The sequence below is a fragment of the Rhodospirillales bacterium genome (genome assembly GCA_023898765.1).
Classification (GTDB): Bacteria; Pseudomonadota; Alphaproteobacteria; order Micavibrionales; family Micavibrionaceae.
In genome coordinates this window covers 701,781-719,981 of sequence record CP060238.1, presented here as the reverse complement: position 1 = coordinate 719,981, position 18,201 = coordinate 701,781, and the positions used below count along the sequence as shown (strand labels likewise).

19 protein-coding genes are annotated in these 18,201 nt (G+C 56.5%); 11 read left to right on the top strand and 8 right to left on the bottom strand.

The features are described from left to right. The first annotated feature begins 73 nt into the window (after window positions 1-73). From H6853_03470 to purN, 10 genes are read left to right on the top strand one after another with little or no spacing between them, the layout of a single operon-like run. The gene (locus H6853_03470; GenBank protein ID USO04342.1) at window positions 74-544 is read left to right on the top strand and encodes a DoxX family protein; all 471 of its coding nucleotides are present in this window, start codon (window positions 74-76) and stop codon (window positions 542-544) included. A 53-nt stretch (window positions 545-597) separates the two neighbouring features. After that, on the top strand, window positions 598-1,161 hold the full coding sequence (gene lspA / locus H6853_03465; protein ID USO04588.1) for a signal peptidase II: 564 nt from the start codon (window positions 598-600) through the stop codon (window positions 1,159-1,161). A gap of 5 nt (window positions 1,162-1,166) precedes the next feature. Next, window positions 1,167-1,679 carry a DUF3035 domain-containing protein gene (locus H6853_03460; protein ID USO04341.1) on the top strand — a complete coding sequence of 171 codons (513 nt, stop codon included), beginning with the start codon at window positions 1,167-1,169 and terminating at the stop codon, window positions 1,677-1,679. A 1-nt stretch (window position 1,680) separates the two neighbouring features. Further along, window positions 1,681-3,018, top strand: coding sequence for an insulinase family protein (locus H6853_03455; GenBank protein USO04340.1), 1,338 nt, complete (start codon window positions 1,681-1,683; stop codon window positions 3,016-3,018). Then, on the top strand, window positions 3,015-4,370 hold the full coding sequence (locus tag H6853_03450) for an insulinase family protein (GenBank protein ID USO04339.1): 1,356 nt from the start codon (window positions 3,015-3,017) through the stop codon (window positions 4,368-4,370). Before H6853_03455 ends, H6853_03450 begins: the two co-directional genes overlap by 4 nt. Further along, on the top strand, window positions 4,360-5,925 hold the full coding sequence (gene pgi, locus H6853_03445) for a glucose-6-phosphate isomerase (protein ID USO04338.1): 1,566 nt from the start codon (window positions 4,360-4,362) through the stop codon (window positions 5,923-5,925). The genes H6853_03450 and pgi overlap by 11 nt, the downstream gene beginning before the upstream one ends. Beyond that, window positions 5,922-7,229: a pentapeptide repeat-containing protein gene (locus tag H6853_03440; protein USO04337.1), complete on the top strand. Its 1,308-nt coding sequence runs from the start codon at window positions 5,922-5,924 to the stop codon at window positions 7,227-7,229. The genes pgi and H6853_03440 overlap by 4 nt, the downstream gene beginning before the upstream one ends. Window positions 7,230-7,262: 33 nt before the next feature. Continuing rightward, the gene (gene mutL / locus H6853_03435; protein USO04336.1) at window positions 7,263-9,062 is read left to right on the top strand and encodes a DNA mismatch repair endonuclease MutL; all 1,800 of its coding nucleotides are present in this window, start codon (window positions 7,263-7,265) and stop codon (window positions 9,060-9,062) included. A 2-nt stretch (window positions 9,063-9,064) separates the two neighbouring features. Continuing rightward, window positions 9,065-9,571 (top strand): hypothetical protein, encoded by a 507-nt coding sequence (locus tag H6853_03430; GenBank protein ID USO04335.1) that lies wholly within the window; start codon window positions 9,065-9,067, stop codon window positions 9,569-9,571. 4 nt (window positions 9,572-9,575) lie between these two features. Beyond that, window positions 9,576-10,157: a phosphoribosylglycinamide formyltransferase gene (gene purN, locus H6853_03425; GenBank protein ID USO04334.1), complete on the top strand. Its 582-nt coding sequence runs from the start codon at window positions 9,576-9,578 to the stop codon at window positions 10,155-10,157. 32 nt (window positions 10,158-10,189) lie between these two features. On the opposite strand, the gene H6853_03420 is transcribed toward purN, so the two are convergent. Genes H6853_03420 through H6853_03385 form a run of 8 tightly spaced genes read right to left on the bottom strand, consistent with a single transcriptional unit; the run spans window position 10,190 to window position 17,275 of the window. Then, window positions 10,190-10,834 carry a DNA-3-methyladenine glycosylase I gene (locus H6853_03420; GenBank protein ID USO04333.1) on the bottom strand — a complete coding sequence of 215 codons (645 nt, stop codon included), beginning with the start codon at window positions 10,832-10,834 and terminating at the stop codon, window positions 10,190-10,192. Then, on the bottom strand, window positions 10,827-11,534 hold the full coding sequence (locus H6853_03415) for an ATP12 chaperone family protein (protein ID USO04332.1): 708 nt from the start codon (window positions 11,532-11,534) through the stop codon (window positions 10,827-10,829). Before H6853_03415 ends, H6853_03420 begins: the two co-directional genes overlap by 8 nt. Beyond that, window positions 11,531-12,322, bottom strand: a complete 792-nt coding sequence (locus tag H6853_03410; GenBank protein ID USO04331.1) for a hypothetical protein — start codon at window positions 12,320-12,322, stop codon at window positions 11,531-11,533. Before H6853_03410 ends, H6853_03415 begins: the two co-directional genes overlap by 4 nt. 24 nt (window positions 12,323-12,346) lie before the next feature. After that, window positions 12,347-13,327: an RluA family pseudouridine synthase gene (locus H6853_03405; protein ID USO04330.1), complete on the bottom strand. Its 981-nt coding sequence runs from the start codon at window positions 13,325-13,327 to the stop codon at window positions 12,347-12,349. Next, entirely contained in the window at window positions 13,324-13,704 is a 381-nt protein-coding gene (gene crcB / locus H6853_03400; GenBank protein USO04329.1) for a fluoride efflux transporter CrcB, read from the bottom strand. The genes H6853_03405 and crcB overlap by 4 nt, the downstream gene beginning before the upstream one ends. Before the next feature lie 6 nt (window positions 13,705-13,710). Next, entirely contained in the window at window positions 13,711-15,021 is a 1,311-nt protein-coding gene (locus H6853_03395) for a replication-associated recombination protein A (protein ID USO04328.1), read from the bottom strand. Next, on the bottom strand, window positions 15,014-15,817 hold the full coding sequence (locus H6853_03390; protein ID USO04327.1) for a glycosyltransferase family 25 protein: 804 nt from the start codon (window positions 15,815-15,817) through the stop codon (window positions 15,014-15,016). The genes H6853_03395 and H6853_03390 overlap by 8 nt, the downstream gene beginning before the upstream one ends. Before the next feature lie 48 nt (window positions 15,818-15,865). After that, window positions 15,866-17,275 (bottom strand): Do family serine endopeptidase, encoded by a 1,410-nt coding sequence (locus H6853_03385; protein ID USO04587.1) that lies wholly within the window; start codon window positions 17,273-17,275, stop codon window positions 15,866-15,868. A gap of 58 nt (window positions 17,276-17,333) precedes the next feature. Between H6853_03385 and panB the strand changes: the two genes are divergently transcribed. Further along, the gene (gene panB, locus H6853_03380) at window positions 17,334-18,200 is read left to right on the top strand and encodes a 3-methyl-2-oxobutanoate hydroxymethyltransferase (protein USO04326.1); all 867 of its coding nucleotides are present in this window, start codon (window positions 17,334-17,336) and stop codon (window positions 18,198-18,200) included. Window position 18,201: the final 1 nt, after the last annotated feature.

Below are 18,201 nucleotides of genomic sequence, written 5' to 3'. Positions count from 1 at the left end.
ATCACGATTTCGATTTACTAGGGTCTGTGCAATTCCGTCTTGCCGGATTTTATTCCAAAAAGGAGAAAACCGAATGATTTGTGCCTGTTCAAAGAAAATAGACGAGATGATTGAGCCGCTGCGCAATTTGGCCGGTAATATCGGCGCGCCGCTATATGACCTCGCCATTCGCCTGTATATGGCCGATATCTTCTTTCGGGCCGGCTGGCTTAAGTTCCAGAATTATCTGGAGGATGACTGGGGCTCGACCATTCTCCCGTTTGAAGAAATTTATCCTGTTCCGGGCCTGTCTCCGGCCATCGCCGCGCTTTTAACGACAGGCGGGGAGATTATTTTGCCCGTCCTTCTGGCCTTTGGCCTGTTTGGCCGCTTTGCCGCCGCCGGCCTTTTAGTCATAACGATTGTTATCGAGTATCTTGTACCGGAAAGCTACGGCCTGAAAAACGAATTGCATTATTTCTGGATGTTCCTGCTGCTTTCCACCTTCCTTCGCGGACCGGGATCTTTGTCACTGGATGCCCTTCTGCGCAGATGGAGTCGATAGACGCTGGAATTCCTTGCTTTTTAGGGGCCTCTTGGACATGATGCCTTTCTATGATGCATCCCCTTCTCAAGCCCCTGATTGGCTTTTCCCTGATTATTGATATCGTCCTGCTGGACCAGATATCCAAGTGGTTCGTGCTGGAATATCTTCTGAAACCGCGCATGGCGGGCCTGCCGGCACCGATGGACCCGATCGGGTGGATATTGGAGCCTCCTGCCCGCCTGCCCCATATATCCATTGAAGTCCTGCCTTTTTTCAATCTGGGAATGGTCTGGAATGAGGGAATCAGCTTCGGCCTTCTGGAAGGCAGCGGCCCTTTGGCCCTGATCCTTATGTCTGTCCTCATTTCCGCCCTGTTTATGGTCTGGCTTGCCCGCTCCCGGCGCTGGGTACAGGCGATATCCCTTGGCATGGTCATCGGCGGGGCCTTAAGCAACGCCATCGACCGCCTGCGCTTCGGCGCTGTCGCCGATTTCCTCGATTTTCACCTCTCCGGCTGGCATTACCCGGCCTTTAACGTCGCGGACAGCTGCATCACGCTCGGCATTGCTTTTCTGGTGTTTGATGGGCTATTCTTGGAGCCGAAACAGACAAAAGAGAAGAATAATCCAGAGTGAAAAAAATGAGACACCCTTTTTTACTGCTTGTCGCTGCTGCGTTTTCTCTCGCGCTCGGTGCGTGCGAGAACACGAAAAAGCAGTTTGATTTTTCCAAAAAAGCGCCGGATGAATTTGCGGTAACCAAACGGGCGCCGCTGGAAATGCCGCCGGATTACTCCCTGCGGCCGCCGCAGCCGGGCCTCCAGCGGCCACAGGAAAAAACAACGGACATGCGGGCGCGTCAGGCCGTTCTGGGCGAAAAGACGGAAGGCTCACAGGCGCCAAGGGAAATCACCGCCGGGGAATCCATCCTTCTCCAGAAAACGGGGGTGAAAACCGCGACGCCGGACATCCGCCGCATTGTCGATCAGGAAACCGCCGCGATTGCCAAGGAAGAAACGCCGACCATCGACCGGATTATGAAAGTCACCGGCAAAAAAATCGAGGCCCCTGCGTCTGTTGTCGATCCTGTCGCCGAAACAGAGCGCATCCGTAAGAATGACACCGAAAGCAAAACACCTACGATCGAAGACTGATATGAAATGTTTTTTGTTTCTGGCCTTTTTGTTTCTGGCCGTTCCCGCGCACGCCAAAACATTTAACGCCGAGACATTTACGCTTTCAAACGGATTGCAGGTTGTCGTTATTCCCAATCACCGCGCGCCGGTGGTCACCCACATGCTCTGGTACAAGGTCGGGGCGGCGGATGAATTGCCCGGCGCCTCCGGCATGGCGCATTATTTTGAACATCTGATGTTTAAAGGTACGGAAACGCTGGAGCCGGGAGAATTTTCAAAAACCGTTAAAAAGCTGGGCGGCAACGACAATGCGTTTACAGGGCAGGACTACACCGCCTATTTTCAGTCTGTCTCTGTGGAGCATTTGCCAAAGGTCATGCAGATGGAAGCGGACCGGATGTTTCACCTCTCGCCGCCGCCGGACCATTACCTGTCCGAGAAAAACGTCGTTCTGGAGGAGCGCCGCCAGCGGACGGAAAACGATCCGCAAAGTCTTTTTTCGGAAACGATGATATCCGCCCTTTTTATCAATCACCCTTACGGCACGCCGATCATTGGCTGGATGGAGGAAATCAGGGGCTACGAATGGAAGGATGTCAAAACATTCTATGACCGCTGGTATGCGCCCAACAACGCCATTCTGGTTGTCAGCGGCGACATCACGGCGGAAGAGCTTGAACCGATGGCCGAAAAATTTTACGGCCACCTCCCCGTCAAACCCATACCGCCGCGCGCACGGCCCGATGTCCCGCCGGCGATAGGGCAGACAAAAATGACATTGCGCCACCCTTCTATCCGGCAGCGGACATTTCAAAAGATTTTCCTGATGCCGAGCGCCCGTCAAAACAAGGAAGACTCCCTTGCGCTTCAACTGCTGCAGGAAATTCTGGATGGCGGGGCGACCACGCGCCTTTATAAATCCCTCGTTGTCGAGCAGAAGAAAGCCACCTCCGTTTCTTTTTCCTATGCGTCCGATTCGCTCGACTACGGAACGCTTTGGATGGCGGCCACGCCGGCGGAAGGCGTCTCTCTGGAGGAACTGGAGACATTGTTCGAAGCCGAAATCCAAAAAGTGATCGAGGCAGGCGTCACGGACGAGGAAGTCAATGATGCCGTCCAAAGATTGCAGGACTCCGCGATTTACGCACGAGACTCCATCGCAGGGCCGGCCATGATTGTCGGACGGGCCCTTACGACAGGCAGCACCCTTGACGATGTTGAAAACTGGCCGGACGATATCGCGCGAATTTCCGCCGGGCAGATTCAGGCCGCGGCTGAAAAATATCTGAGTCCCGAGGCCCCGTGGATACGCCCACCGGTCACGGGATATCTCCTGCCGGAAGGAGCAAGCGAATGAGACTTTTTCTAGGTGTAATCGCCGCCTTCCTGCTTATATCCTGCCGTGCGGACGCGCAGGGAAAAATTCTGGACATTCAGGAATTCAAAACGCCTCAAGGGCTGAATGTCTGGCTGAACGAAGACCATACCCTGCCGATTATCGCCCTGAAATTCATCTTTCTGGATTCCGGCACGGCGCTGGACCCGGAAGACAGGCAGGGGCTTGTGCGTCTTTTGTCCAACACGATGGATGAGGGCGCGGGCGACCTGGACTCCCAGAGCTTTCAAAAACAGCTCAGCGACCGGGCCATTACGCTGCTTTTTTCCGCCAGCCGCGACGGCTTCGGCGGCGACCTCAAAACGCTGAGCCGGCATAAAACCGAAGCCTTTGATCTGCTGCGCCTTGCCCTGACGGACCCCCGCTTTGACGCGGAAGCTGTCGAGCGCATGAGACAAGGCAACATGACCCGCATCCGCTCTTCCCTGGGGAAACCGGACTGGATCGCCGCCCGGATTCTGAACGACCGCGCCTTTGAAGGGCACCCCTACGCCATGAACAGCGGCGGCACCCTGACCTCTTTACCTGAAATCACGCGCAAAGACTTAATGGATTTCAAAAATACGTGGCTTACCAAAGACAGGCTTCTTGTTTCCGTCGTTGGAGATATTGACAGGGAAGAGCTGGGACCGGTGCTGGATTCCATTTTTTCCGCGCTGCCGAAGACGGCCCCGGCAAAAACAATTCCTGACTTCGCCGTTCAAAATGCCGGTCCGCCGGCCCTTTATAAAAAGGACGTGCCGCAGACCGTCATGAATATGATGCTGCCCGCCTTTGGACGCGAAGACCCGGATTATTACGCGCTGAAAGTCATGAATTACATCTTTGGCGGCGCGGGCTTCGGCTCCCGCCTGATGGAAAGCGCGCGGGAAAAGCGCGGGCTGACCTACGGCATCTATTCGGACATTGAAAATTACCGCCATCTGGATTCCCTGTCCATTTCAACCTCTACCAAAAACGAGAGCGTCGGGGAAATGCTCGCCCTCATTTCGGAAGAAATGCAAAACATGAAAGACCGGCCCGTTCAGGACGGGGAACTCAAAGATGCCAAATCCTACCTGACCGGCTCCCTGCCGCTGTCTTTGGCTTCGACGGACAAAATCGCCACCGTGATGCTGTCCCTCCAGATCGAAAATCTCCCCGCAGATTATCTGGATCACTATGCCGCCAAAATCAACGCCGTCACCGCAGAAGACATCCAGCGCACCGCAAGGCGCGTGTTGATACCGGAAAATATGACGAGCGTTCTGGTCGGACAGCCGGAAAACATAGATCCTGTTATCCCTGTAACGGACATTCCCAATGCCGAATAACCCGACAAAAACGCCGGAATGGAAAGCCCTGACGGCGCATAAACAAAGCCTTGAGACGCGCCACATGAGGGAGATGTTTGAAAGCGATCCGGCGCGTTTCAGGAAATTTTCCATGGAGCTGGATGGCCTGTTTTTCGATTATTCCAAACACAGGATAACGGACGAAACGCTTCCACTTCTGTGTGATCTGGCCCGCGCCTGCGGCGTCGAAGGCAAACGGCAGGACATGCTTTCGGGTAAAAAAATAAACCGGACCGAAGATCGCGCGGCCCTGCACACGGCCCTGCGGAGACCGGCAGGCGATACGCTTGAGCTTGACGGCCAAAACATCCTTCCGGCCATTCACAAAACCCTCTCCCGGATGAAAGACTTTAGCGATTCCGTTCGCGGCGGCACGTATAAAGGGCACACGGGAAAACCCTTTAAACACGTCGTGAATATCGGTATCGGCGGCTCGGACCTTGGACCGCATCTTGTATGCGACGCGCTGGAGCCTTTCTGCGAAAAGGGCCTTTCCCTGCATTTTGTCTTCGATATAGACGGCGCGCAAATCGCCCGGACATTTAAACGCATCGATCCGGAAACCACGCTGTTTCTTGTCGCGTCCAAATCTTTTTCGACGCAGGAAACCATGACCAATGCGGCGGCGGCAAAAGACTGGCTTATTCAGCGGATGGGGGACCCGGAAGCCGTGCAAAAGCATTTTGCCGCCCTGTCTTCAAACACAGGCGCCGCAAAAGATTTCGGCATTCCGGAAGACCGTGTATTCGGGTTCGAAGACTGGGTCGGGGGGCGCTATTCCCTCTGGTCCGCCATAGGCCTTCCCGTTTGCATAGGCGCCGGGTTCGGGAATTTTCAGAAATTGCTGGAAGGCGCCCGCGCAATGGACCGGCATTTTGAAACCGCCCCTTTCGAAAAAAACATGCCCGTTATCATGGCCCTCATAGGCATCTGGTACCGGAATTTCTGGAACTTTGGCAGCCATGCTATCCTGCCCTACGCCCACGGTTTAAAGCGCTTTCCGGCCTACCTGCAACAGCTTGATATGGAATCAAACGGCAAAAGCGTTGATGGCAACGGACAAAAAATTACCGGTTACAAAACCGGCCCGGTTGTATTCGGAGAATCCGGTCCCAAGGGCCAGCACGCTTTTTACCAGCTTCTTCATCAGGGAACGGATATCATCCCCTGCGATTTCATTGCCGCCGGACGCAGCGAATATAACATGCAAAAACATCAGGATTTGTTGCTCGGTAACATGCTCGCGCAGGGGCAGGCGCTCATGCAGGGCCGGAAAGACGAAGCGGCCCCTCACCGGAATTTTGAAGGAAACCGGCCCAGTTCGACCCTTCTTTTGGAGCGCCTTGACCCCCGTCGTCTGGGGATGTTAATTGCTTTATATGAGCATAAGATTTTTGTGCAGGGCGCGATATGGAACATCAACAGCTTTGACCAGTTCGGTGTGGAGCTGGGAAAACAATTGGCAAAAGACATCGAAAAAGAAGGTGCGGATCTGGATTCTTCGACAAGGGGGCTGCTGGAGCGCTTGCGATGAGTGACAACACAATTCCCCCGCCGGACAGGCTTCCCAGACTGACGCAGAGCGAGCTGGACGAAATCATCAGGAAACATGAAACCTACACGGACGGACGGCCGAACGGGTCGCGCGCGCTTTTGAGGTTTATGAATCTTGAAGGCTTGAACTTCAGGGGAAAAGACCTCTCCTTCGTCGATTTTACAAGCTCCAGCCTCTTTGGCGCGAACCTGTCCGGCGGAAAATTTGAAGGCGCCGTCTTCTTTGCCTGCGACCTGCGCAACGCACAGCTTGAAGACGCCTCCTTCAGACGGGCGGATTTTCGCGGCGCTTTTGTGGCGGGCGCCAATTTGAGCGGCGCGGATCTGGACTCCGCCGATCTTCGCGAGGGACAAATCATGGAGAATAACGCGCAGGGCCAGATCGTCGCGCGGCAGCGGCAGGGCGTTCCAAGCGGCGACATCGGCTGGAAAGCCATTTTCACCGGCGCAAAACTTTCGGAAACAAGCCTGAACAAGGTCAAGGCTCACGCCGCCGATTTTTCCGATGCGGATTTAAGCGGGGTCGCGATGACCGGCGCGGATCTCTCCGGCGTCAATTTCGACGGGGCCAACCTTACCGATGCCGATTTCTCCGGCGCCAATTTAAGCGCCGCCCATCTTCACGGGTGCATTATCACGGGAATGATCCTTGAGGACGCCGAGTTGCAGGATGTGGACATGGAAGACTGCAGGGATGAAACCGCCATGGGAGAAAAACTCGGCGCACGCGGTCAAAATCTGACGGACCTTCTGGCCGAACATAAAGCCTGGATTTCTTCCGCCGGAAAACAGGGAAAGCAAATGAATTTAAGCGGCGCCGATCTCCGGGACATTCCGGATTTGCACAAATATCCGCTCACAGCCGTAAAATCCGTGGGCGCCATCTTTGTCGGGCAGGATTTAACCGCCGCCCAGATCCAAAGCGCCACGCTAGACCGTTCGGACCTTCGGGATTGCCGGCTGGTCCGAGCCGATTTGCGCGGCTCCTCTCTCAAACACGTCAATATGATACGGGCGGACCTAACGGGCGCCAATCTTTCCGCCCTGAAATTCGATTCTCCCGGCGGCGGCGGCGTCCACCTCCAGCGCGTTAATTTGAGCGGCGCCCGGATGCGCTTCGCCGACCTGTCCGGGGCAAATCTGCGGGATTCGATCCTGATGGGAATCGATTTAACCGGCGCGACGCTGGAAGGGACCGATTTCCGCGGCGCAGACCTGACAGGCGCCCTTTTAACGGATACGGATCTTTCCACCGCGCTCACGCAAGGCGCAATTTTGGATTGATATTCGCCCGTCCGGGCCTTTATCTTATAGGTCATGCGAATCCGTCATTTACCAGACCATCTGGTCAACCAGATTGCCGCCGGCGAGGTCATCGAGCGGCCGGCCGCCGCCGTCAAGGAACTGGTCGAAAACGCGCTGGATGCCGGGGCCGGAAACATCGAGGTCGATATCCGCGACGGCGGGAAAAGCCTGATCCTTGTGCGGGACGACGGCAGCGGCATGAACAAAGAAGAACTCGCCGCCGCGCCGGACCGGCATGCCACGTCCAAATTGCCGGAGGACGACCTTGTCCATATCGAGCATCTGGGCTTTCGCGGCGAAGCCCTCCCGTCTATCGGGGCTATCGCCCGCCTTTCCCTTAAATCACGCGCCGGGGATTCGCAAGAGGCCTGGGGCATCCGGGTTGAAAACGGCAAAAAATCGGACGTCTCTCCCTGCGCCCATCCGCAGGGCACATCGGTTGAAATCCGCGACTTGTTTTATTCCACGCCTGCACGCCTGAAATTCCTGAAAACGGACCGCAGCGAATATGCCGCCGTAAAAGATGTCCTCTCGCGCATCGCGATGGCCTTTCCGGAAGTGACCTTCAAGCTCACCCATAATGACAAAACCGCCCTGAGCCTGACCTCGACACAAGGGGACTTGCTGGAAAGCCGCCGCGCGCGCCTGTCCGCTATCCTCGGCAAGGATTTCGGCGCCAATTGCGTCCGCGTCGAGGCCGAAAGGGAAAACGCCGGCGTAAGCGGATATGCCGGCCTGCCCAGCTATGATCGCGGCGTCTCGGGCTATCAATATCTCTTTGTCAACGGACGGCCCGTGCGGGACAAGATGCTTTTGGGCTGTGTCCGGGCGGCTTATGCGGACCTCCTGCCGCGCGGGCGCTATCCGGTGCTGGCCCTGTTTTTAACCCTCCCGCCGGAAGAGGTGGACGTGAATGTTCACCCGGCGAAGGCGGAGGTCCGTTTCCGGGACGCGGGACTGATCCGCGGCCTGATAATCAGCGCCCTCAAACACGCCTTGCTGGAAGGCGGGCAGACAACGTCCTCGACCATTTCTTTCCAGGCCCTCAGCGCCATGAAAAGCGGCGTACAAAGCCAAGGCCCGGGGCTCCCTTATACCGGCCCCCGCGGCCCCTCATATGGCGGTGGCGGACGCCTCGCGGAAAAAATTCAGACACATTACGCCCCCCTGATGGATATGGCCCCCGCGGCCCGGTCCGAAGCCCCGCCTGTACAAAACGAGGAGGTTTCCTACCCTCTCGGCGCGGCCCGCGCCCAGATTCACGAAACCTATATTGTGGCGCAAAGCGAGGACGGGCTGGTGATTGTCGACCAGCACGCCGCCCATGAACGCCTGACCTATGAGCGGTTTAAAACCCAGCTGCGGGACGGAAAAATAGAATCCCAGGGGCTTTTGACGCCGGAAATCATCGATATGGAAGAGACACAAGCCTCGGCCCTTCTTGAAAAAGCGCCGGCGCTGAAACGGCTTGGACTGGAAATCGACTCTTTCGGCGCGGGCGCGATCGCCGTGCGCGCGGTTCCTTCCATACTGGGCGGCCGCGTAGATATTCCGGCCCTGATCCGCGATCTGTCCGATGACATTTCGGAGGACGGCAGCGCCGGCCTTCTGGAAGAAAAAATAAACGAACTGCTGGGAACCATGGCCTGCCACGGCTCTGTCCGGTCGGGACGGCGGCTGGGGACCGAAGAAATGAACGCGCTTTTGCGGCAAATGGAACACACGCCGAATTCCGGCCATTGCAATCACGGCAGACCCACTTATATTAAGCTGAAGCTCGAAGACATCGAGAAACTCTTTGGAAGGCGATAAAGATGAACAAGGAACAAAAAACGATACTACAGCTTTACGCGGTTTTTTCGGCCGGGATTTTGATGAATTTTATTCCTTCCGCGGTTGTGCAGGTTTTCGCCCTGTGCCTTTTGGTCGTGGTTCTCTTTGCCGCCTATATCTACAAGGCGAAAGCGAAACTCGACAGCCTGATGTACAACCACACCACCTATCTCATCGGAACGATCTGGGCCAGTTCCATTCTCCTTTTCATCGGCATGGTGATCGCCACGTTCTGGGTTTACGAGAAAGGCGACCACGCCCTTATCGAAACCATTATCACGGGCATGAATGACGGCGTCATGTTCACGGAAAAGGAACTGGCGGGCATCTTTTCGGATTATATACACCAGAACCTGACCCTGCTGATTACGGCGACCGTCTCCACCCTTGGCCCCGGCCTGATCTACATGGTTTACCGCGTAAGCAAGGGCACGGCACGGGCCATGAAAGGCCACCGCGTCGCCAAACCTGCAAGCTGGTGGTCTTGACGATATGCGTATTGCGTTTCTTGCCTCCCATAACGGCTCCAGCGCCCGCGCCATCACACAGGCATGCGATCGGGAGGACCTGAAGGCGAATCCCGCCGTCCTCATCAGCAACAACCCCGAGAGCAATGCGCTCAAATGGGCGCGGGACGAAAAACTGAAAACCTATTGCCTGAACGATAAAAACATACAGGACCCCGACCGGGAAATTGCGAATATCCTTGAAGACCATAAAATCGATCTTGTGGTTTGTTCCGGCTATATGAAACTGATCGGCCCCGAAACAATTTCCGCCATGAAGGGGAAAATCCTGAATATCCATCCCGCCCTCCTGCCGAAATACGGCGGCAAGGGGATGTATGGCGCCCGCGTTCACCGCGCCGTCAGGGAAAGCGGGGAGACGCAGACCGGCATAACGATCCACCTCGTAGACGGGGAATACGACCACGGAAAAGTCCTATCCCAAAAAACGCTGCCCGTTTTGCCTGCGGATACCGCCGAAGACATACAGGCCCGCGTTCAGGCCCATGAGCCGGACTTTTACATCGAAACACTGCAGAAAATTCTGGCGGGAGAGATTTTACTCTAAGGCATACATCCTCCAGCCTGCACCGGAACGTGTTACCGCGCAGCGGAAACGGGGCGAAGGAAAGCCCGCCGCGCGTCCTCGACTTCCTTCCGGCAGAAACAGCCCTCCACATGGTCGTTGACCAGTCCCATGGCCTGCATATGGGCGTACATTGTTGTCGGTCCGACAAACCGGAATCCGCGTTTTTTCAAGTCTTTGGACAAGGCGACCGATTCCGGGCTGGTCGTCATGGCGGTGACGGCCCGGTAGTCAATCAGGGCCGGACGCGATGAGTCCGGCGGCTCAAAAGACCAGAAATAGGCCGCCAGAGACCCGTGCGCCCCGACAAGCTCGCATGTCCGCTGCGCATTGTTGATGGCCGCCTCGATCTTTCCGCGGTGGCGGATGATTCCCGCATCGCGCATCAGGCGCTCCACATCCTCCCCGGTGAATTTGGCCACTTTTTCAAACGCGAATCCGGCAAACGCTTTTCTAAAATTCTCCCGCTTGCGCAGGATGGTCAGCCAGCTTAAGCCCGCCTGAAAACCCTCCAGACAAAGCTTTTCAAACAAACGGGTGTCGTCGCAAACAGGGCGGCCCCATTCTTCGTCATGATAGCGTAAATAACCCGGATCGTTTCCATGCCACCAGCAACGGAGCCTTCCATCCGGCCCTTCGATCAGACCCGCTTCATTCATCCAGCAGATCGAGGAAGCGGCGCGCCGCGTTCAGGTCCGACATATCGGCCTTTTCTCTTGCTTCCTGATGCGGCGCCTTGCCGTGTATATTTTCACGATAGATCACAGAGCGGTAATTTTCTTCAACGTGGCAGGCGCGGAAAACATCCTCCGGTGTTGCTTCCCCGTCCAGAAAGGCCAGCGCCAGCACAATCGAGCCGGTCAAAGAGGTCGTAATGTGCAAGATGGCAAAATAATATTCATCCAGAGATTCCATATAGTTCCAGATGCGTTTATGGGTATCTTCATCCTGCTTGAGGGCTTCAAGCTTGTAGGTGGTATAAAGCGGGCTCTCAAAATGTTCGTCAAACCATTTGAGCCACGGCGTCCAGGCTTCGTTTTGCTGCTGGGAAACGGCCTCCGGCTCTTTGGTCGGATAACAAAGCAAATCCGTATCGAGATATTTGAGCAGGCTTTTCGTGATGCTCTCCCGGTCGCGCATTTTGTCAATCGCCGTATTCAAAATCTGCGTGAGCGGCATCGTCTGCGGATCTATATTTTCTTCCTGCGCGCCCCACTCCGCGACAATCGCCTCTGCCAACGGCTTTGTGGGCGCAACCAAATCCTGACCCGAAGGCGTTTTAACGCCCTTCCCGTCAAGCTGGATGGCGTAACCTTCATCCGTTTTCTTTGAAGAGGCGAGCGTATAAAAGCGTTTCATTTTGTGTTGCTGTCCTTGAAGTATTTTGTGCATTGTTTTTCCGTTTGTTTTAAATCTCCGGCCGTTTCAAAAAGGCATGAAAACAGATTGTCCTCTCTTTTTATTCCGATCGTTTCCGGTCCCCAGCTTTTTTCCGGCGTTGCGCCCGTCTTGCTCTTCATGACGGCCTCCCCCAAAACAGGGCCATTTTCGCTGCCCCTGAGGGTTCCTTCAAGCATTATATCGCCTATGGTCAGAAAAATTGTAGAAATATCGGAAATCCGGTAGAGCGTTTTTCCGTTATAGTTCGACCTGGAAACGGCGCCAACGCGTGCAAGGAGCGGCTTTCCGGCATATTGCCCTGAAAAGGAAAAATAAGGGACCTGCGTTTCTTTCTCCACCTCGATAGTCCCCTTGTCCAGGGTTAAAGCATGGGGCGTAAGCGCTTCTTCCTGCGCCTCCAGGCCTTTCAGGGAGAAAAATTCAGCCGCGTGGTTTCCAAGCAGGAACGTATAAAAAGGGATTGAAAAAGAGAGGCTGTCGATTTTCATCTGCCTGTTTTCCGCATCCCGGGGATCGAAAAAATCGATGTCCTGCATGGAGATATGCACATCCGGGAAAAATTCGCTCTGGCTCAGTTCTCCGATATGGGCCTTCATCCCCGACGTTTCGGACATGAAATTCTCTATTCCCTCTTTCAAAGGCGCGCCGGAACGTCCCAGAATCTTCAGGGAAAAAATCCCCAGTCCCGTAACAACGGCCAGAACGATCACGGTTTTTGTCAGGATTTTGAAAACTTTCCGGGTCATTTTTTCAATATAGCCCCCCTGCCTTTACCGGGAAAGCTGAATATCTGCAAAAACGCGATCGCCGCCGCGCGCGTCGAATCCCAAAGTCGCCCACGTCTTTTGAAGGTCCGGCGGCAGGGGGGCCTGAATGGAAATTCTCTTCTGGCTTACGGGATGAAAAAACGAAATCTGCCGCGCGTGAAGATGAACCCTGCGCACCAGATCAAGCCCGTCCAGACTGGCCGCCCGTCCGCCGTATTTTCCGTCCCCCAACAAAGGGCAGTTCATATAGGCCGCGTGAACGCGCACCTGATGGGTCCGGCCCGTGCGCGGCCAGAAGGCGACAAAAGCGGCTTTTTTTCCGGCCCGCTCGACGACTTCAAAAAGGGTTGTCGCTTCCTGCCCGTCTTCGGGATCGACAATCGTTTTTTCATTGCCCGGCGCGCCGGCTTTCCGAAGGGGGGCGCGGATGGTCCCTTCATTCATTTCCGGCGCCGGCACGGTAACCGCCCAGTAAATTTTCCGGATATGGTGCCCTTGAAAAATCCTGCCCAGTTCCCGCGCCATCTCCGCCGAGCGCGCCAGAAGCAAGAGGCCGGACGTATCCTTGTCCAGACGGTGGACAAGGCGGGGGCGCACCCCGTCTTTGTCTGCCAGCCCGTCCAGCATGCCGTCGATATGGTGCCTGATATTCGTTCCGCCCTGCGTGGCAAGGCCGGCAGGTTTGTTCAGGGCGACTATTCCGCCTTCGTCATAAATCACCAGAGATTTGATAAAAGCGCGGTCCGCCTCGGACAGTTCCGGTTTTGCATCCTTGTCCTGCGGGACGAAAGGCGGCACGCGCACATCCTGCCCCGCGACAAGACGCTGGTTTGCCTTGGCACGTTTTCCGTCCACCCGCACCTGCCCTTTTCGAATGACTTTCTGGATAATGAAAAAGGGAAGCCCCTGTTTTTGCAGCCAGCGGTCCAGCCGCTGCCCGTCGTCGTCCCTGGAGACTTCCACATGTTGAACGCCGCCGCTCATGAAACCATTTGCCTCACGAGATACAGCCCCGCAAACAGCGCCCCAATGGACGCGCTCACAGAGATCAGGACATACCCGCCTGCCTCCAATATATCGCCGCGTTCCCACAAGGTCGCCGTATCCAGAGAAAAGGTGGAAAAGGTCGTCAGCGCGCCCAGAAGGCCCACCGTTAAAAAGCCCCGGACTTCCTGCGAGGGGTTTCCGAAATGCGCAAAAGCGGCGATCAGGACGCCCATCACGAAAGACCCGCCCACATTCACAATCAACGTGCCCCACGGAAACCCGGAACCGAAAAGATGCAGGGACGCCGCGCCCGCGAAATGCCGTAAAACCGCTCCCATCGCGCCGCCTGCCGCAATCGCGAAAATCATGTTCATAATGGCCTATCCATTCTTTTTCTTCTCTCTCAGCTTCGCCCAGTAATCGAGGCGTTTGCGGATGTCCCGCTCAAACCCGCGCTCGGGCGGATCGTAGAATGTTTGCCGCGCCATGTCATCGGGAAAATAATTCTGGCCGGAAAACCCTTCCTTGGTATCGGGATCGTACTGGTATCCCGCGCCATAGCCTTCGTCCTTCATCAGTTTTGTCGGCGCGTTCAGGATATGCCTGGGCGGCATGAGGGAGCCTGTTTCCTTCGCCGTTTTCATCGCCTTGTTGATCGCCGCGTAGGCCGCGTTGGATTTGGGTGCGGTGGCCAGATACACAAGCGCCTGCGCCAGCGCGAGTTCCCCTTCCGGGCTGCCCAGCCGTTCATATGCTTCCCACGCGGCCACACATTGAGGCAGCGCATTCGGCTCCGCCAGCCCGATATCCTCCACCGCCATACGGGTGAGCCGCCGCGCGATATAACGCGGGTCTTCTCCGCCCGCCAGCATCCGCGCAAACCAGTACAAGGCCGCATCGGTGTCGCTTCCGCGGACGGATTTGTGCAGGGCGCTGATGAGATTGTAATGCCCCTCGTCCTTTTTATCGTAGAGCGGCGCGCGGCGCTGAAGCAGGCGGGAGAGGGCCTCGCGGTCCAGCTCTGTCTCCTGCGCCAGGACTTTCTCGGCCAGGGATAAAGCATAGCGCCCGTCCCCGTCCGCCATGGCCAGAAGAGTCTCCCTGGCCTCCGGCGTCAGGTTCAGTTTCTTTCCGGCCGCGTCTTCCGCCCGTTTGAGAAGCCTCTCCAGCGCGGCCTCCTCCAGACGCTTGAGAACGAACACCTGCCCCCGCGATAAAAGGGCGGAATTGAGTTCAAAAGACGGATTTTCCGTCGTCGCCCCGATGAGCGTAATCGTGCCGTCTTCCATCACAGGCAAAAAGGCGTCCTGCTGCGCCTTGTTGAATCGGTGGATTTCATCCACGAACAGGAGGGTCCTCTTCCCGTTTTTGCGCCGGATGCGCGCCGCTTCAAACACTTTTTTCAGATCCCCGACACCGGAAAAAATGGCCGAAAGCTGTTCAAAATGGCAATCCGTATAGCCGGCGATAATGCGCGCCAGCGTCGTCTTCCCGCAGCCCGGCGGCCCCCAGAGGATCAGGGAAGACAACGTCCCGCCCTCCAGCATCCGGCGCAGCGCGCCTTCTTCGCCCAGCAGGTGGTCCTGCCCGACAACCTCTTCAAGATGTTTCGGGCGCAGGCGGTCCGCCAGCGGGCTTTGAAGATCGCTTGAGTCCGCCTGTTCCTCTTCCAAAGGAAACAAATTATTCATGCGCGCCCCCCAAAGCCTTGTCGGCGCGACAGGAGGCCGCAAAAACGCGCCTTTTTCCCACATGTTCCGCAATCTTGTAATAAGAACGGGTCAAAGGATAAACCGCTTTTGCGAGGCCGCGCAGGTCGCTGGCCTTGTTAAAGCGCTCTTCCCCGATGGCGGAGTCCAGGGACAAATCCTGCCGCACAATCGGGTTGACCGCGTAAGCGTTGACGCCCGTTTCCCAGCAGCGTCCCAAGATCGTGTCGATCGGATAGGCCACCTTTTTGCGCGCCATATAAGAAAGCAGTTTTTGCGCGCCCTCCTTTGACACCATATAGGCATGCGCGCCGCCATGAACGGACGGCAGGCGTCCAAGCCAGAAGCCTTCGCTCAAAGGCGTGATTTTCCGGTAGCCTTTGCGCTCGATTTTGGGGCTGCCCATAAAACGGATGACATCAAAGGATATTTCTTTCTGCAGAATCGTTTTCAGGACCTCCGGGAACCTGTCGTCCGGAATGGCGTCATCCTCGAAAATAATCGCCCGCGCTATATTTTCCGCGCAAATCTTTTCGTAAAGAGCCTTGTGGGATAAAAAGCAGCCCCATTCTCCCCCCGTTAAATGCTTGCCGAAATACAGGGCGCGTTTTCGGGCGTGATAAAGGGGCTGGGCCAGAACGTCCGTTTTGCGCCCGTCCACCGCGTCAAAAAATTCGAAGTCCAGCCCCAGGGACCGCAGCTTTTCCGCCATGCCGGAACGCCTTTCCTCCGCGCCGGAAAGGGAAATCACGAAAATGGGAGGAAATGGAGCATTCATAAAAGGAACATAGAAGGAACAAACGGGAAAAGCGAGTCCTAATCCCTTCTACCGAATAACAATCCGGCTCTTGCGGCCGCCGCGGTCGACCATCAGGCTAAAGCCGTTCCCCTGCCGGACGGCCTGCTCCAGAGCGCGGGTTACGTCTTTTACGCTGCCCGTTTCGCTGCCGTTGATCCCCATGATGACATCGCCGGATTTGACAAAACGGCCCGCCTGCGTGCCGCGCTCGGCCGCCATGACGACAACGCCTTCAAGCCCCGTCGAAAGCCCCAGTTCGACCGAAACCGCCGGGCTGATATTCGCAATCTTCGCCCCGTTCAAAGGATGCGGCCCTTCAAGGGTCACTTCATCGCGCGGCGGCACTTCCGGCGGCGCGATCGCTTCCACCTCAAACTTAAGCGCCTTTCCTTTCCGTAAAACGTCCATTCCGGCGTTCTGGCCGAGCGGCACCGTGGCCAGACGGAATTTCATTTCGGCAAGATTTTTGATTTTTTTGCCGTTGACCGAGGTCACCACGTCACCGACCCTTATGCCGGCTTTCAGGGCCGGGCTTGCGCGGTGCAGCTTCGTGACAAGGACCCCCGCCGGACGGTCTATCTCCAGAGACTCCGCAATGTCGGCGGTGACCTGCTGCCCTGAAACGCCAATCCACGGACGAACGACACCGGCGCTGCCGGCCCCGCTTTTTTCCGCCGCCACCACCGTGGCCACCATTTCGGAGGGAATGGCGAAACCGATTCCAAGGCTTCCGCCGCTGCGGGAGAAAATCGCCGTATTAATTCCGACAACGCCGCCATCCATCGCCACCAGCGGCCCGCCTGAATTGCCGGGGTTAATCGCCGCATCCGTCTGGATAAAGAAATCGAAGGCATTGATATTCAAAGAGGAGCGCGCCAAAGCCGACACAATGCCGCTGCTGACGCTCTGCCCCACCCCGAAGGGATTCCCGATGGCAAGGACAATGTCTCCGACTTCAATCGTCTCGCTGGGCTTCAAATGCGCAAAGGGAAGTTTTTCCCCTTTTGTGTCTGCGCGCAGCACCGCCAGGTCGGACCGCTCGTCCAGCAAGGACAATCCGGCGTCAAACTCCCGCCCGTCCGGCAGGACCACGGAGATTTCCTGCGCATCTTTCACCACATGCGCGTTTGTAATCACAACGCCCTCCGGCTCGATAATCAGACCCGAGCCCAAAGCGCTTTCCACCTGCCGGCGCGTCAGGCCGCCTATCCCGTCGGCGCCGCCAAAAAACCGTTCAAAAAAAGGATCGTTCCCGAAGGGGCTTACCCGCTTTGTCACCACGCGCTTGGTGTAAATATTCACCACCGCTGGAGAGATTTTTTTTACCAGCGGCGCGTAGGAAAACACCACCTGTTCGCGGCTGGAGGGGATCTCCCGCTCCTGCGCAAACGCGCTTGCCCCGATCAGGATAAAAACAACGGCTATAAATTTGAGAATCGTCTGTCCCATAGCGGAAGAAATTAATGCGGGAAGAGGGCAAGGGCAAGACAGAACTATGGCAGAAAAATGGTTTACACGGCAATTCAAGCTGTGGTTATGTGGCTCTATGACAAGAAAGAGCATTACGCAAATTATCCAAAACAAGGGCGAACGGACCCCTCTCGTCTGCCTGACGGCCTATACGGCGCCAATGGCGCAATTGCTGGACCCGCATTGTGACGTTCTCCTCGTGGGCGACAGCATGGCCATGGTGCTTTACGGCATGGACTCCACGCTCGGCGCGGATATGGAGATGATGATCCGCCATGGCGCCGCCGTTGTGCGGGCGAGCACACAGGCCTGCGTTGTCGTGGATATGCCCTTCGGCTCCTATCAGGAAAGCAGGGAAGCGGCCTTCCGCAATGCCGCCCGCCTTTTAAAGGAAACGGGATGCGCCGGCGTCAAGCTTGAGGGCGGCACGGAAATGAGCAAGACGGTTTCCTATCTGGCGCAGCGCGGAATTCCTGTGATGGGGCATATAGGCCTGCAGCCGCAAAGCGTTCATACGCTGGGGGGGTACCAGGCGCGGGGGCACGAAGACTCCGAAGCCAAAAAGATTCTGAAAGACGGACAGGATATCGCAGCGGCCGGGGCTTTTTCGATCGTCCTTGAAGGTATCGCCGAACCGCTGGCCGCCGCCATTACTGCGGCAGTGCCTGTTCCCACCATCGGCATCGGCGCCAGCGCCGCGTGCGACGGGCAAATTCTTGTTACGGAAGATATGCTCGGCCTGACGGCGGGCGGCAAGAAACCGAAATTCGTCAAAAGCTATGCCGATCTTTCCCCCGTGATGGAAGAGTCCGTCAAACAATACGCGCAGGAAGTGCGCCGGCGCAAATTTCCTTCTGCGGATTACGTTTACGCGCAGCGGAAAGTCGCCTGAT

Excerpts from the sequence above, each read along its gene's own strand:
- H6853_03470 (USO04342.1), top strand. The coding sequence starts at position 74 with ATGATTTGTGCCTGTTCAAAGAAAATAGACGAGATGATTGAGCCGCTG.
- lspA (USO04588.1), top strand. The coding sequence starts at position 598 with ATGCATCCCCTTCTCAAGCCCCTGATTGGCTTTTCCCTGATTATTGAT.
- H6853_03460 (USO04341.1), top strand. The coding sequence starts at position 1,167 with ATGAGACACCCTTTTTTACTGCTTGTCGCTGCTGCGTTTTCTCTCGCG.
- H6853_03455 (USO04340.1), top strand. The coding sequence starts at position 1,681 with ATGAAATGTTTTTTGTTTCTGGCCTTTTTGTTTCTGGCCGTTCCCGCG.
- H6853_03450 (USO04339.1), top strand. The coding sequence starts at position 3,015 with ATGAGACTTTTTCTAGGTGTAATCGCCGCCTTCCTGCTTATATCCTGC.
- pgi (USO04338.1), top strand. The coding sequence starts at position 4,360 with ATGCCGAATAACCCGACAAAAACGCCGGAATGGAAAGCCCTGACGGCG.
- H6853_03440 (USO04337.1), top strand. The coding sequence starts at position 5,922 with ATGAGTGACAACACAATTCCCCCGCCGGACAGGCTTCCCAGACTGACG.
- mutL (USO04336.1), top strand. The coding sequence starts at position 7,263 with ATGCGAATCCGTCATTTACCAGACCATCTGGTCAACCAGATTGCCGCC.
- H6853_03430 (USO04335.1), top strand. The coding sequence starts at position 9,065 with ATGAACAAGGAACAAAAAACGATACTACAGCTTTACGCGGTTTTTTCG.
- purN (USO04334.1), top strand. The coding sequence starts at position 9,576 with ATGCGTATTGCGTTTCTTGCCTCCCATAACGGCTCCAGCGCCCGCGCC.
- H6853_03420 (USO04333.1), bottom strand. The coding sequence starts at position 10,834 with ATGAATGAAGCGGGTCTGATCGAAGGGCCGGATGGAAGGCTCCGTTGC.
- H6853_03415 (USO04332.1), bottom strand. The coding sequence starts at position 11,534 with ATGAAACGCTTTTATACGCTCGCCTCTTCAAAGAAAACGGATGAAGGT.
- H6853_03410 (USO04331.1), bottom strand. The coding sequence starts at position 12,322 with ATGACCCGGAAAGTTTTCAAAATCCTGACAAAAACCGTGATCGTTCTG.
- H6853_03405 (USO04330.1), bottom strand. The coding sequence starts at position 13,327 with ATGAGCGGCGGCGTTCAACATGTGGAAGTCTCCAGGGACGACGACGGG.
- crcB (USO04329.1), bottom strand. The coding sequence starts at position 13,704 with ATGAACATGATTTTCGCGATTGCGGCAGGCGGCGCGATGGGAGCGGTT.
- H6853_03395 (USO04328.1), bottom strand. The coding sequence starts at position 15,021 with ATGAATAATTTGTTTCCTTTGGAAGAGGAACAGGCGGACTCAAGCGAT.
- H6853_03390 (USO04327.1), bottom strand. The coding sequence starts at position 15,817 with ATGAATGCTCCATTTCCTCCCATTTTCGTGATTTCCCTTTCCGGCGCG.
- panB (USO04326.1), top strand. The coding sequence starts at position 17,334 with ATGGCAGAAAAATGGTTTACACGGCAATTCAAGCTGTGGTTATGTGGC.